Below are 14,398 nucleotides of genomic sequence, written 5' to 3' on the forward strand. Positions count from 1 at the left end.
GCGTCCTGCTACGCCGGACGGGACGCGCCCGCCCAGGGCATCGAGTCCACCGGCGCGACGCGGACCGTGGAGCCGGGGCGCGGCGCGTGGATCATCTGGCCGCCGCCGATGTACAGGCCGACGTGGGTCACCCCGGAGTAGAAGAACACCAGGTCGCCGGGGGCCAGCTGGTCGCGGGAGACGCGGCGGCCGGCGTTGATCTGGGTGTAGGTGGTGCGCGGCAGGGAGACCCCGGCCGCCCGCCACGCCGCCTGGGTCAGCCCCGAGCAGTCGTACGAGCCCGGTCCCGTCGCGCCCCACACGTACGGCTTGCCGATCGCCCCGTGCGCGAACGCCACCGCGCGGGCGGCGCGGGAGCCGTTCAGGGGGGCGGGGGGCGCCGGGCGCTTCGGGCTTGCGGCCGAAGCGGGGGCGCCGGCGGGGGTGGTCCCGGGGTCGGCCCCGGGCGTGGTGGTGGCGCCGCCGCCGGACTGGGCCTCGTAGGCCGCCCGTTCCTCGGCGGTGAGGCGGGCCAACAGCCGCTGCGCGGTGTTCAGCCGGTCCTCGATGACGGCCTTCTGCGCGGCGAGTTCGTCCTGCCGAGCGCGCAACTCCGAGACCTGGGAGGCGGCCTGATCGCGCAGCCTGCCGACCTCGTCGAGGCCGCGGCGTACGGAGGACACCTCGGCGGCGGTGCGACTGCCGGCCCGGGTCAGGAAGCCGGCCCGGTCGAGGTAGTCCTGCGGGTCGGTGGCCAGGGCCAGTTGGAAGGCGGGGCCCAGGCCGCCGCTGCGGTACTGGCCGGCGGCGAGGGAACCGAGGGCGTTGCGGGCGGTGTTCAGGCGGTCCGTCTTGCGGGCGGTCTCGTCGCGCAGGCCGGTCAGGGACCGCTCGGCCGCGTCGGCCTTCTCCTTCGCCCCGTTGTACCGCTCGGTCGCGGCCTCGGCCTCCCCGTACAGCCGGTCCACCTCGGCCTTGACCTGGGTGGGGTTCGGCCGCGGCTCGGCCTGCGACGTGCCTTCGAAGGCGGTGGCGGTGGCAGCGCCCGCGAGGGCGAGGGTGGCGGCGGTCCGTACGGTGCCGCCGGTGAACGGGCGCTGCCTGGGCTTTCGATGACTGGCCACGGGGGCCTCACGTCCTTCCGTCGGTCTTGGGGGAGGACGCTAATCCCGAAGGTCACGGGCCGATGACGAAATGCCCGGAAGTGATCCCCTCTGGCCGTGGATGACCAGAGGGGATCACTCAGTGCCAGAGGACGGCGATAAAGATATTGGCGACGGTCAGTCCGCCGACCGCGCCGAACAGGGCCTTGTCCACGCGCTCCTCGTCCCGCTTCACGTAGACGAGCGCGAGGACCACGAAGAGGATCGCCAGCTTCACCCCGATCTTGATGTGGTTGAGCGGGGCGCCGTCGCCCATCTCCCGGAAGCCGACCAGCAGGACACCGGTCACGAGCATCGTCAGCGCGCCGTGCAACATCGCGGGCGAGAAGCGGGCGGTGCCGGCACCCATCGCCTTCATCTGGGTCAGGAAGCCGCCCAGCAGCGAGGCGATGCCGATGATGTGCAGGCCGACGAACACATTGGTGAGAACGGTCATGCGGACGAGCGTACGGGGTGGCTCCGGGCGCCCCGACGGCGGGATTTCGGTGGGACGGGCCGAAACGGGACATGGCCGGTTCGGTCCCCTTGTGAACCCTTCCGTCCCCTTCGAGCGGCGGCGAAGCTTGAGGCACGTCAACGGGGAAAGCCCCGGTGCCCGCCACCTCCGCACCTCACCTCATACCGGAAGGAACACCCCCGCCGTCCCATCGGACCGCTGTACCTGCAGGACAGCCGTCCCCTGGTGACGCCCCGCACGTCCCGCACATCACGCACGTCCCGCACGCCCCGCACGCTTCGCGCAGCGCCCTCCCGGGCTTCCCCGCGCTTCGTACCGCCGCCGGTCGAGTTCGCACTCCCGGCCGCGTACGCCTCAACGACCGTGAACCGGAGCTTCGTCATGCCTCGCCACACCCGCACCACCGCCGTTGCCGCGCTGATCGCCGCCGCCGTCGCCGCCGGCGCGGTCGCCACCGTCGACTCCGCGGCCTTCGCCGCCCCGTCCGCGACGACGTCGCTCGCCCCGCTCGCCGACCCCATAGCGAACCCCGACTACGGCAGCACCGGCCAGGGCGAAGTGACCGCGTCCGCCGACATGATGAGGGCCTCCGAGTACTCCGCGGCGACGACGAAGATCACCCGTAGCCAGGTCATCGCCCGTGCCAAGAGCTGGGTCGGCATCGGCCTCGACTACAACTGGGGCGGTCGCCACGGCGGTTACCGCACCGACTGCTCCGGCTTCGTCTCGATGGCCTGGGACCTGGACGCGTCGCTGACCACCGACTCCTTCGAGCCGCGCGGCGAGGTCCACTCGATCGGCAAGGCGGACCTGAAGGCCGGCGACGCCCTGCTCGACAACGACTCCGGCGCCGGCGGCCACGTCGTCCTCTTCGAGAAGTGGGCCAACAGCGACAAGACCAAGTACTGGGGCTTCGACTTCACCCCGAGCGGCGTGCACCACCGCGTGTACGACTACCCGTACTACCCGGGCTACGGCCCCTACGCCCCGGTCCGCTACAAGAACATCGTCGACGACACCACGACCCCGCCCCCGGCCCCCGTCGGCATGACCGACCTCGTCGCGGCCAACATCAACGGCGACGCGGTCGACGACGTGGTGGGCGTCGAGGCCTCCACCGGCAAGCTCTGGCTCTACCCGGGCAACGGCGCCGGGCTGAACGCCCGCAAGGAGATCGGCTCCGGCGGCTGGAACGGCATGTCCAACCTGGCGGCCGGCGACTTCACCGGCGACGGCCGGGACGACATCGTCGCCACGGAGGAGTCCTCCGGCAAGCTCTACCTCTACCCGGGCAACGGCTCCGGCCTGAACACCCGCAAGGAGATCGGCTCGGGCGGCTGGAACGGCATGCACGACCTGGTCGGCGGTGACTTCACCGGCGACGGCAAGGCGGACATCGCCGGCGTCGAGCGCTCCACCGGCAAGCTCTACCTCTACAAGGGCAACGGCGCCGGCGCGATCGGCGGCGGCAGCACCCGCGTCATGATCGGCTCGGGCGGCTGGAACGGCATGCACGACCTGGTCGGCATGGACATCGACAACGACGGCAAGAGCGACATCGTCGGCGCCGAGACCTCCACCGGCAAGCTCTTCCTCTACAAGAGCAACGGCGCCGGGCTGAACGCCCGCAAGGAGATCGGCTCCGGCGGCTGGAACGGCATGAACGACCTGCTCGGCGGCGACTTCACCGCCAACGCGTACGACGACCTCATCGGCGTCGAGAAGTCGACCGGCAAGCTCTTCCTCTACCCCGGCGACGGCTCCGGCCTGGACGCCCGCAAGGAGATCGGCTCCGGCGGCTGGTAGTCCGCGCAGCAGCCGGCACTCCGAAAAACACCGGGCCGGGAGGACGAGACGGCAGGGCGTGACCACGCCCGCCCTGCCCCCCTCCCGTGCCCCCACCCCGCTCGCCGCGCGAGCGACGTCGAACTCTTCCTCTGCCTCCCTTCCCTTGGCACCCGTGTGCCGGTTTGGACCCCACCGTGTCTTCTTCGCCCTCTTCCGCCACCTCCACCCCGCTCTCCCGCCGCATGTCCAAGGGCGTGCGCATAGCCACCGGACTGATCTGCGCCACCCTGGCCGCCACCGCCCTCTCCATCGGCGGGGCCCAGGCCGAAGGCGAGCTCCACCACGAGGTGCTGCCGGAGCTGACCGCCGAGGAGATGGGGCTGTCGGACACGTACAACGCCCCGATGGCCGCCACGTTCGCCACCGGCGACAGCCGCCCCAAGTTCCAGATGCCGTTCGCCTGCGGTGAGACCTGGTTCGGCGACTCCCGCTCGCACCACAGCCCCTCCCCGAACGCCATCGACTGGACGCACGGCGGCACGACCACGAACAAGTCCGTACTGGCCAGCGCCGGCGGTACCGCCCACATCAGGGACAAGGGCAACACCAGCTACGGCAAGTTCGTCGTCATCGACCACGGCAACGGCTGGAGCACCCTCTACGCCCACCTCAACGCCTTCAAGGTGTCCGAGGGCGAGAGGGTCGCGGCCGGTGACCTGATCGGCCTCGTCGGCAGCACCGGCGGATCCAGCGGCCCCCACCTGCACTACGAGCAGCGCCACAACCGCAGCTACGAGCGCACCGTCTTCAACGGCAGCGCCTTCTACCCCGACGCCAACCTGACCAGCAAGAACTGCCCGGCCCCGACGCCCGACGACAAGCCGGAGGGCCCGGGTGGCGGCGGCACCGGCGACACCGGCATGATCGACCTGGCTTCGGCCGACCTGAACGGCGACGGCGTGACCGACGTGGCCGCCGTGGAGAAGTCCACGGGCAAGCTCTGGCTGTACAAGGGCAACGCGAACGGGACCATCGCGAGCGGCAGCGCCCGCGTGATGATCGGCTCGGGCGGCTGGAACGGCATGTCCAACCTGACCGGCGGCGACTTCACCGGCGACGGCAAGGACGACATCGCCGCCGTGGAGGAGTCCACGGGCAAGCTGTGGCTCTACAAGGGCGCCGACAACTCGACCATCGGCAGCGGCGGCCGCGTCCTGATCGGTTCGGGCGGCTGGAACGGCATGTCCGACCTGACGGCCCTCAACCTCAACGGCGACGTGGTCTCCGACCTCGCGGCGGTCGAGAAGTCCACGGGCAAGCTCTACCTCTACCCGGGCTCCACGAGCGGGCAGCTCGGCGCCCGCAAGGAGATCGGCTCCGGCGGCTGGAACGGCATGTCCAACCTGACCGGCATGGACGTGAACAACAGCGGCCGCCAGGACCTGGTCGCGGTGGAGGAGTCCACGGGCAAGCTGTGGCTCTACCCCGGCAACAACGGGTACATCGGTGAGCGCGTCCTGATCGGCTCGGGCGGCTGGAACGGCATGTCCGACCTGATCGGCGGCGACCTCCAGGGCGCCACCGGCGCCGACGACCTGGTCGCGGTGCAGAACTCGACCGGCAAGCTCTTCCTCTACCCGGGCACCGGCAGCGGTCTGGGCGCCCGCAAGGAGATCGGCTCCGGCGGCTGGTGAACCGGCCGGCCGGGGAACCGGCCGGCGGATCGGCCGGTGGACCGAGTGATCAACAGGGCGGCCTGTCCCCGTGGGGGCGGGCCGCCCGTCGTGCGCGGTGTGCGGTGTGCGTCGCGTCGATCGCGGGCGATTTTCCGGGGGCGGAGCCGGGTGTCGGTCCGGCACCCTAGACTCGGAAGGCGATGAGCAGCCTCTTTGACGACAGCTTCCTGGCCGACCTCACCCCCTCCGACGAGGTCCCGCCGCCGCCCGAGGAACACGCCGCCCCCGAGCCGGGTGCGGACGATCTCTTCGGGGGCCGATTCGACGCGCCCATGCACGGGGAGGCGTACTACCGCGACGGGGCCCCGCGCCCCGTCATCGACCCGGCGGTGCTCCTGGACGGGCTGAACGAGCAGCAGGCCGCCGCCGTGGTGCACGCCGGCTCGCCGCTGCTCATCGTGGCCGGCGCCGGCTCCGGAAAGACACGGGTGCTCACCCACCGCATCGGTCACCTGCTGTCCGCGCGGCACGTCCACCCCGGCCAGATCCTGGCGATCACCTTCACCAACAAGGCCGCCGGCGAGATGAAGGAACGCGTCGAGGGCCTCGTGGGCCCCCGCGCGAACGCCATGTGGGTCTCCACCTTCCACAGCGCGTGCGTGCGCATCCTGCGCCGCGAGTCCAAGCGCCTCGGCTTCACCTCGTCCTTCTCGATCTACGACGCGGCCGACTCGAAGCGCCTGATGGCGCTCGTCTGCCGCGACCTCGACCTGGACCCGAAGAAGTTCCCGCCGAAGTCCTTCAGCGCCAAGATCTCGAACCTGAAGAACGAGCTCATCGACGCGGACGCCTTCGCCGACCAGGCCGCCGACGGGTTCGAGAAGACGCTCGCCCAGGCGTACGCGATGTACCAGGGGCGGCTGCGCGAGGCCAACGCCCTCGACTTCGACGACATCATCATGACCACCGTCCACCTGCTCCAGGCCTTCCCGGACGTCGCCGAGCACTACCGGCGCCGGTTCAGGCACGTGCTGGTGGACGAGTACCAGGACACCAATCACGCGCAGTACACGCTCGTGCGCGAACTGGTCGGCCCCGGCTACCCGGACCTGCCGCCGGCCGAGCTGTGCGTGGTGGGTGACGCCGACCAGTCGATCTACGCCTTCCGCGGCGCGACCATCCGCAACATCCTCCAGTTCGAGGAGGACTACAAGGACGCGACGACCATCCTGCTGGAGCAGAACTACCGCTCCACGCAGACGATCCTGTCCGCCGCCAACGCGGTCATCGAGCGCAACGAGAACCGCCGCGCGAAGAACCTGTGGACCGAGGCCGGCACCGGCGCGGTCATCACCGGCTACGTCGCCGACACCGAGCACGACGAGGCCCAGTTCGTCGCCGACGAGATCGACCGGCTCACGGACGCCGGCGAGGCCAAGGCGAGCGACGTCGCGATCTTCTACCGGACGAACGCCCAGTCCCGCGTGTTCGAGGAGATCTTCATCCGCGTCGGCCTGCCCTACAAGGTCGTCGGCGGCGTCCGCTTCTACGAGCGCAAGGAGGTCCGCGACGTCCTCGCGTACCTGCGCGTGCTCGCGAACCCCGAGGACAACGTCCCGCTGCGCCGGATCCTCAACGTGCCCAAGCGCGGCATCGGCGAGCGCGCGGAAGCGATGATCGACGCGCTCGCGCTGCGCGAGAAGATCACCTTCCCGCAGGCCCTGCGCCGCGTGGACGAGGCCTTCGGCATGGCCGCCCGCTCCACCAACGCCGTGAAGCGCTTCAACGCGCTGATGGAGGAGCTGCGCACGATCGTCGACTCGGGCGCCGGCCCGGCCGTGGTGCTGGAGGCGGTGCTGGAGCGTACGGGCTACCTCGCCGAGCTCCAGGCGTCCACGGACCCGCAGGACGAGACGCGCGTCGAGAACCTCCAGGAACTGGCCGCCGTGGCGCTGGAGTTCGAGCAGGCCCGGGAGGCGGCGACCACCGAGGCCGCGGAGAACGGCACCCCGGCCCCCGGCCCCGGCACCCTGGCCGAGTTCCTGGAGCAGGTCGCGCTCGTCGCCGACTCCGACCAGATCCCGGACGAGGACGAGGACGGCTCGGGAGTCATCACGCTGATGACCCTGCACACGGCCAAGGGCCTGGAGTTCCCGGTGGTCTTCCTGACCGGCATGGAGGACGGGGTCTTCCCGCACATGCGCGCGCTCGGCCAGACCAAGGAGCTGGAGGAGGAGCGCCGGCTCGCCTACGTGGGCATCACGCGGGCGCGCGAGCGGCTCTACCTGACCCGCTCCAGCATGCGCAGCGCGTGGGGTACGCCCTCGTACAACCCGCCGTCGCGGTTCCTGGAGGAGATCCCGGGCGAGTACCTCCAGTGGAAGCGGACCGGGGCGGCGCAGAAGCCGGCGGGTCCGATGCGCGGCTCGGGCTCGGGGTACGGATCGTCCGGCTCGGGGAAGGCGACGTTCGGCACCTCGCCGGAGGCGTTCCTGTCCTCGTCGCGTACGAAGTCCGGTCCGTCCGGGTTCGCGACGCGGCGAGCCGCCGACAAGCCGGTGATCGCGCTGGCCGTCGGGGACCGGGTGACGCACGACCAGTTCGGACTGGGCACGGTGATGGAGGTCCGGGGGGCCGGGGCGGACGCCCAGGCCACCATCGACTTCGGGGACGACAAGCCGAAGCGACTGCTGCTGCGGTACGCGCCGGTGCAGAAGCTGTAGCGGGAGTCTCGGGCCGGGCCGGGGCCCTCTTCGAGGCCTCCGGCCCGGCCCGTCAGACCGGGTTCAGACCGGGTTCAGGCCGGGTTCAGGCCGTGGTTGCCGAGCCAGGCCTGCGGGTCGACCGGGCCGCCGCCGCCGGGGCGCACCTCGAAGTGCAGGTGCGGGCCGGTGGAGTTGCCGGAGTTGCCGGAGTAGGCGATGACCTCGCCGGCCTTCACCTTCCCGGACCGGATCTTGGTGCTGCTGAGGTGGCAGTACCAGGTCTCGGTGCCGTCGGGCGAGGTCACTATGGCCATGTTGCCGTAGGCGCTGTTCCACTGGGTGCGTACGGTGCCGTCGGTGGCGGCCATGACCGGGGTTCCGTAGGACACCGGGAAGTCGATGCCGGTGTGCACGGACATCCACATGCCGCCGGCCTGGCCGAAGCCGGCGCTCAGGCCGTGCTGGGCGACGGGTACGGCGAACTTGGGGCGGGCGGCCTCCTTGGCCGCGGCCTCCTCGGCCCGCTTCTTCTTCTCTTCCTCCTGGCGCACGCGCAGGTCGATGCGCTCCTGGGTGCGGCTCGCGCGGTCCGCGAAGTCGCCCGCGTCGGCGCTGAGCGCGGCCAGTTGGGTGTCGAGCTTGTTGTTCGCGGCGACCGGCTGCACCGAGGCCGGGTCGGCGGCGGCCATCGTGGTCGGCTCCTCGGCCGGCTTGTCGGCGCCGCCGGTCAGCCCGCCGACGGAGGCGGCGGCCACTCCGGCGACCCCCATCACGCAGGCGGAGGGCACGGCGATGGTCAGCAGCGCGGAACGCTTGGCGGGGGTGCGGCGCCGACCGCCGCCGGCGGTGGCCTGCTGCCGCTCCGGGGTCTTGCCCTTGCTCTTGCCCCTGGCCTTGTCGGTGGCGCGGCGCGCGGAGCGGGACTCGGTCGGGGCGGCGGCGGTGACGGGCATGGCCTGCGTGGGCAGGCTGTGCACGGAGTCCGCGAGGAGGTCCCCGTCGCCGAGCGTGTCGCCCAGGGTGTCGCCCAGGGTGTCGCCGGGCGTGTCCTCGTAGGAGTCGTACGTGTTGTCGTACGTGTTCTCGTACGACTCCTCGTACGTCTCCTCGAAGGTGTCGGCCTCCGGGGTGACGGGGACGACGGTCGTGGCCTCGTACGCGTACGGGGCCTCCGCCTGGTCGGCGGAGCCGCCGTTCCAGGCGGTGGCGTCATAGGCGCCGGTGTCCTGCTGCCCGTAGGCGGGGACGGCCCAGTGGCCGGTCTGCTCGGTGCCCGTGGTGTCGTAGCCGAAGGAGTTCTGCTGGAGGTCGCCGCCCTGGGCGTTCCAGGCGCTCGCGTCCCACTGCCCGGTGCCGTCCTGGGGGAGGCTCTGGGCGGGGACGGACGACAGGTAGTTCTCCTGCGCGGTCCAGGCGGTCGTGTCGTACGCACCGGTGGACTGGTACGCGGCGTACGGGTCGTAACTCCCGGCTGGAGAGTGGTCGGTGACGTACTGATAGCCCTGGCCCTGGGTTTCGTAGGAAACGTAGGGCTGGTCACCAGCGAAAGTGGTGGTGGAAAGGCCGTCGTACCCGGTTTCGGGATACTGGCCCGACATCGGGCGGTCGTTCACCAACTTCTCTTTCGCCTCGGCAGTGGGGGGCCTGGGTGGCCGGGGAACTTGAGGTTCACCGGAGGAGAGCAGTGGCGTGACTGTACCCGGCGGTTACTGGCGACGACAATCTTCCGAGGGTTTCGGCCTCAGCGGAACCGGGCATTCGGCCGCCTTTCGGTCGTGGAAACACCGAGCCTTGGCCTTGAGTTCGAAATTCGTTCGATCGCGCATCAGACGACCAGGTCCTGGTCCTCGGTTCCCGTGACTCCCGTGGTGCCCGTGCGGTGGGGGGCGGAGGAGGCGGGGCGGGTGCCCCGGACCGGCCCGTCGAGGGCGCGGCGGACGGCCGTGATCACGGCCGGATGGACCGGCAGCGCGAGGTGTCCGATGCCGGTGACCTGGATGTTCGTCGCGTCCAGGTCCGGGTGCTCGATACGGGCCGTGTCCGGCGGCGCCATCAGCGCGTCGAACTCGCTCCAGAACGCCACGCAGCGGGTGCGGCAGCCGGGCGCGGGCGCGCGCAGCTCGGCCATGACCTCCGAGTCGGGCCGCATCTGGCGGACCAGGGGATGCGCGTCCATGAAGGGGGCGACGCGGGTGCCGGAGTGCGGGGTGCCGAGGGTGATCAGCGTCCGCACGCGCGTGTCGCCGCCGAGCCGCTGGACGTGGTACCGGCCGATCAGGCCGCCCAGGCTGTGCCCCACCAGGTCCACCCGGTCCTGCCCGGAGCGCTCGCACAGCTCCTCGATCCGGCGGCCGATCCGGCGGGCGGTCTCCCGCAGGTCGCGGGTGAAGGGGGAGTAGTTGTACGTCTCCACGCGCCGGCGCCCGCCCGCGGCGAGGGCGCGGCGCAGCAGGACGAAGACCGACCGGTTGTCGGTGAACCCGTGCAGCAGCAGGACCGGCGGCAGCTCCGCGGCGGAGGCGGACGCGTCGGCGGGCGCGTCGGCCGGGCGGGGGGCCTCGGGGCGTTCCTCGCGGACGCCGGTGGGGTAGAGGAGCAGGTGCCCCGTCAACACCAGCGCCTCCAGGACGGCGGCCCGCAGGGCTGCTCCGGAGCGGGCTGCTCCGGAAAAGGACGTGGGCGGCGGCACGATCGTGAGCCCCATCGACGGCCTCCCCTGGACCTCTTGGGTACGGGGCCGTGCTGCCGATACGGCCCCGCCACCGTGCCGTGCGGCTGGCGGCGCGGTGGCGGGGCGACTGAACGGTGATGAATCAACGGCGTCCCACGTGTGATTTCCCCCTCGTGATTGACCGCGAAACGGCGCCGTGCGCAATGCTGTACTTAACGTTCGTTCACTCGGGAGGCAGTGCGATGGGTGTGACCGGTCCGATCCGTGTGGTGGTGGCCAAGCCGGGTCTCGACGGCCACGACCGCGGCGCCAAGGTGATCGCGCGTGCGCTGCGGGACGCGGGCATGGAGGTCATCTACACGGGCCTCCACCAGACCCCCGAGCAGATCGTGGACACCGCCATCCAGGAGGACGCGGACGCCATCGGCCTCTCGATCCTCTCCGGCGCCCACAACACGCTGTTCGTGCGCGTCATCGAGCTGCTCAAGGAGCGCGACGCGGCCGACATCAAGGTCTTCGGCGGCGGGATCATCCCCGAGGACGACATCGCCCCCCTGAAGGAGAAGGGCGTGGCCGAGATCTTCACCCCGGGCGCCACGACCACCGCGATCGTCGACTGGGTCAACGCCAACGTCCGTCAGGCCTGACGCTCCCCGATTTCCCCGCTCCCGCCCGCCGGATCAGGCGGGCGGGGCCAGTTCGGCGAGCATCGTCGCGCGCAGCCGCAGGGTGGCCACCAGGCGTTGGAACGCCTCCGCCCAGTACGCGGCGGCGCCGGGCGAGGCCTCCGGGGGCTCCGCGTCGGCGGCCGTCAGCGCGGCCAGGCGGTCCGCTTCCGCCGGGTCGAGGCAGCGCTCCGCGAGGCCCATCACCCCGCTGAAGCTCCACGGGTAGCTGCCCGCCTCGCGGGCCGCGTCCAGCGCGTCCACCACGGCCCGGCCCAGCGCCCCGGCCCACGGCACCCGGCACACGCCGAGCAGCTGGAACGCCTCCGACAGCCCGTGGGCCCGTACGAACTCGGCGACCCACGCGGCCCGTTCCCCCTCGGGCAGGGTCTCCAGCAGCTTCGCCCGCTCCGCCAACGAGGCCGTCCCCGGACCCGCGGCCGGCGGCGCGGCGGCCTGCCCGAGCAGGGCCTTCGACCAGGCGGCGTCACGCTGGCGCACCGCCGCCCGGCACCAGGCCGCGTGCAGCTCCTCCGCCCAACCCTCCGCCACCGGCAGCGCCACGATCTCGGCCGGACCGAGCCCGCCGAACCGCTCCCGCCAGCAGGACAGCGGAGCCGCCTCCACCAGCTGGCCGAGCCACCAGGCCCGCTCGCCCCGCCCGGCCGGCGGCCGCTTCACCACCCCGTCGCGCAGCATCCCCGCGTCGCATTCCGCCGGCGGCTCCACGCCCTCCGGCCCCACGCAGGCCAGGGCCCGCCGCGCCATCCGGCCGGCCAGCGCCGAACCCGGCAGCGCCGACAGCAACTCCGCCGCCGTCGCCCGGACGTTGCGGCTGCGGTCGCCCAACGCCGCCTCCAGGAACGGCTCGTCCGCCGGGGACAGCCCGACCCGCAGCGAGTCGAGGAACATCAGCCGGTCCTCGGCCCGCTCCGTGGCCCAGGTCGTCTCCAGCAGGCGCAGCGCCGCCGCCGGATCGGCCGCCCGTACGAGGCCCAACAGCGCGACCCGCTCGGCGAACAGCCCCTCCTCCCACAGCCGGGCCACCGCCTCCCGGTCGGCCGGGTCGGGCAGCCCCCCGGCGCCGCCCGCGGTACCGCGCAGCGCGAACCGCCAGTCCGGGTTGAGCCGGGCCAGCCACCGCCCGCGCGCCCCGGCCAGGGCCAGCGCGCGCGGCCGCAGGTCCGTCCGGGCGCGGGCGGCGTCCAGCAGGGCGGGGACCAGCGCCGACGGCGCCCGGTACCCGTACCGCTCGGCGGTGGCCAGCCACTGCGGGAGCAGCTCCGTCAGGTCCGGGGCCGCTCCCGGCGGTGGCCGCCGCCGGTGGCGGTCCGTCCCGCCAAGAGCTGCGCCAGCCGGACGCGGGCGGCCTCCGGTGGGGCAGGCCGGGGATCGTGCGGCGCGGGCCGGGGCCGGCGCGCGGCCTCGGCGGGCCGCAGCCCGGCGCGGCGGCGCACCGTCCCCAGGGCCGCCGCGTCGAGCAGTGCCTCCGGCGTGCCGCCCCGCCGCGCCGTCCCCAGCAGCGCCGTCGCGACCAGTTCCTCCCACGCCACGGGCTCCGCGTGCCCCCGCGTGTCCCGCGTCCCGCTTCCGTCGGCGTTCCGCACCGATCCCCTCCCTCGTGTCCCCGGCCCGCGTCGTGTCGTGTGTCGTGTGTGGTCTGTCGTCTGTCGTCTGTCGTGTTCCGGCTCCGGCCCCGCCCCCTGTGCGGGACCGGAGCGCGCTTCAGCTGGCGTGGTTGTCGTTCACCAGAGCCCCCGCTCCTTTTCGTCCCCCCGACGACGGCGCCCCCGCGCCGCCGCTCCCCCTCGCCGTGCTCCTCCTTCTGTTTCCTCCGGCCGCCGTCACCGGCGGACCGTCCCGTACGCGCCCTCGCGCGCCCCTCGCGCGCCCCCGTTACGCGCCTCCCGGCGCGCCCCCCGCTTCCGCGTCCCGCGTCACCCCAGCGCGATGACCTCCGCCGTGCGCGGATGCCATGCCGTCAGGGGGGTGAAGCCGCGGTGGCCGCATTCGCCGAAGACCGTGACGGGCCCGCCGCCCGAGAGGGCGGCCAGCTGCCACAGGCCCGACCGGGAACCGCCGCCGGCGAGTGTCACCGGCAGCGCGGACGTCCCCTCCGCGTCCGCGAGCTGCCAGGCCCCGTCACCCGATTCCCCCGGTATCGGGATCACCGGGCCCAGGACCACCGGCCAGGACTCCAGCCACGGGTCCACCCGCAGCGCGGCCCCGTACGCGGCCAGCGCCTCGGCCGTACCCACCCCCACCGGAGCCCGACCGGCCGGCGCGGCCGCCGCGGCGCGGTCCGCCTGGTCCGCGAGGTCCGCCCGCAGTCCCGCCGACCCGGGCCGGAAGCGGGCTTCCGCCTCCAGCGCCAGCCCGACGGGCAGCGCCACCCCGGGCGGCCGGCCCGGCGGCCCGAAGTCCAGCACCAGGGCCGGGCGCCGGCTCCCCAGCCCCCACAGCCAGATCCGGCGGGTGGTGAGGCGGCCGTCCGGGGACACCGAGTCGTACTGGGCCAGTACGAGCCAGTGGTCCCGGACGGTCTCCCCGCCCGCCGGTGTCGGCAGCCCGACCCGGCTCCGTACGGTCGCGGCCAACGGCTCCGGCAGCCCGGACACCCCCAACCAGGCCTTGTTCAGCAGGTGCAGCAGCGCGAACTCCTCAAGCATCCGGGCCGGCCGGTCGGGCCCGCAACCGGGTATTTCCCCCAACTCCCGTACCCGCGCGGCCAGTCCGGGCGCCTGGGCGTCGACCATGCGGGCGGCCGTCTCCTCCCAGGTCGCGGACCCCGTCCGCTCCTGGTCCGCGAGCCCGGACCGCAGCAGGTCCGCGAGCCGCCGCTCCAGCTCGACGGCGCCCGCCGTGACGCGCTCCGCCCGCCGCCGCGCCCGCCGCAGGGCGGCCTCCGCGTCCACCGGTGCGGCCGGTCCGGCGGCGGCGCGCGCGGCCTTCGCGGCGCGGTCGTTCAGCCACCGGCCCGCCCAGTCCGGCGGCTCGGCCGGCTCCTCCACCCCCTCGCCCGCCCACAGCAGCAACAGCCCCAGCGCGTGCTTGCACGGGAACTTCCGGCTCGGGCAGGAGCAGTGGTACGCCGGACCCGTCAGGTCCACGACCGTCCGGTACGGCGTCCTTCCACTGCCCTCGCACGACCCCCACACCGCACCGGAAGCGGAACCTCCGGTATGGGACCACGGGCCTGCCCTGCCGAGCTCTTCCCCCGCCGCGCGTGACGCTTCGTCAGGCGCCAGGGCGAGCACCTGTTCCGCTGTCCGGCGGACCCCCTGTCCAGTCATG

The 14,398-nt window shown here is 73.0% G+C and carries 9 protein-coding genes and 1 pseudogene; 4 read left to right on the forward strand and 6 right to left on the reverse strand.

Annotated elements, in window-relative coordinates; all coding sequences use genetic code 11:
* Positions 1 to 8 precede the first annotated feature (8 nt).
* Both M4D82_RS20470 and M4D82_RS20475 read right to left on the reverse strand, forming a co-directional pair.
* Positions 9 to 1,103: a C40 family peptidase gene (locus tag M4D82_RS20470; protein WP_249767422.1), complete on the reverse strand. Its 1,095-nt coding sequence runs from the start codon at positions 1,101 to 1,103 to the stop codon at positions 9 to 11.
* Between the two features lie 118 nt (positions 1,104 to 1,221).
* Positions 1,222 to 1,578: a hypothetical protein gene (locus M4D82_RS20475; RefSeq protein WP_249767423.1), complete on the reverse strand. Its 357-nt coding sequence runs from the start codon at positions 1,576 to 1,578 to the stop codon at positions 1,222 to 1,224.
* Between the two features lie 402 nt (positions 1,579 to 1,980).
* Between M4D82_RS20475 and M4D82_RS20480 the strand changes: the two genes are divergently transcribed.
* The 3 genes from M4D82_RS20480 (at position 1,981) to pcrA (ending at position 7,786) form a co-directional block, all read left to right on the forward strand.
* Positions 1,981 to 3,405, forward strand: a complete 1,425-nt coding sequence (locus tag M4D82_RS20480; protein WP_249767424.1) for a C40 family peptidase — start codon at positions 1,981 to 1,983, stop codon at positions 3,403 to 3,405.
* Positions 3,406 to 3,581: 176 nt separating this feature from the next.
* The gene (locus M4D82_RS34095) at positions 3,582 to 5,081 is read left to right on the forward strand and encodes a peptidoglycan DD-metalloendopeptidase family protein (protein WP_283844493.1); all 1,500 of its coding nucleotides are present in this window, start codon (positions 3,582 to 3,584) and stop codon (positions 5,079 to 5,081) included.
* A gap of 182 nt (positions 5,082 to 5,263) precedes the next feature.
* Positions 5,264 to 7,786 (forward strand): DNA helicase PcrA, encoded by a 2,523-nt coding sequence (pcrA, locus tag M4D82_RS20495; protein WP_249767425.1) that lies wholly within the window; start codon positions 5,264 to 5,266, stop codon positions 7,784 to 7,786.
* Between the two features lie 74 nt (positions 7,787 to 7,860).
* Here pcrA and M4D82_RS20500 read toward each other — a convergent pair whose 3' ends face one another.
* Together M4D82_RS20500 and M4D82_RS20505 are read right to left on the reverse strand one after the other, a co-directional pair.
* Positions 7,861 to 9,366, reverse strand: a complete 1,506-nt coding sequence (locus tag M4D82_RS20500; protein ID WP_249771980.1) for a M23 family metallopeptidase — start codon at positions 9,364 to 9,366, stop codon at positions 7,861 to 7,863.
* Positions 9,367 to 9,593: 227 nt separating this feature from the next.
* Positions 9,594 to 10,472 carry an esterase/lipase family protein gene (locus M4D82_RS20505; protein ID WP_249767426.1) on the reverse strand — a complete coding sequence of 293 codons (879 nt, stop codon included), beginning with the start codon at positions 10,470 to 10,472 and terminating at the stop codon, positions 9,594 to 9,596.
* Between the two features lie 209 nt (positions 10,473 to 10,681).
* Here M4D82_RS20505 and icmB point away from each other — a divergent pair, with 209 nt between their 5' ends.
* Complete coding sequence (icmB, locus tag M4D82_RS20510) at positions 10,682 to 11,086, forward strand: coenzyme B12-dependent isobutyryl CoA mutase small subunit (RefSeq protein WP_249767427.1); 405 nt, start codon at positions 10,682 to 10,684, stop codon at positions 11,084 to 11,086.
* 108 nt (positions 11,087 to 11,194) lie between these two features.
* On the opposite strand, the pseudogene M4D82_RS20515 reads toward icmB, so the two are convergent.
* Together M4D82_RS20515 and M4D82_RS20520 are read right to left on the reverse strand one after the other, a co-directional pair.
* A pseudogene (locus tag M4D82_RS20515) lies at positions 11,195 to 12,711 on the reverse strand (DUF5691 domain-containing protein); the annotation flags it as partial.
* Positions 12,712 to 13,041: 330 nt separating this feature from the next.
* Positions 13,042 to 14,397: an SWIM zinc finger family protein gene (locus M4D82_RS20520; protein ID WP_249767428.1), complete on the reverse strand. Its 1,356-nt coding sequence runs from the start codon at positions 14,395 to 14,397 to the stop codon at positions 13,042 to 13,044.
* Position 14,398: the final 1 nt, after the last annotated feature.

This window comes from Streptomyces sp. RerS4, from assembly GCF_023515955.1.
Lineage (GTDB): Bacteria > Actinomycetota > Actinomycetes > Streptomycetales > Streptomycetaceae > Streptomyces.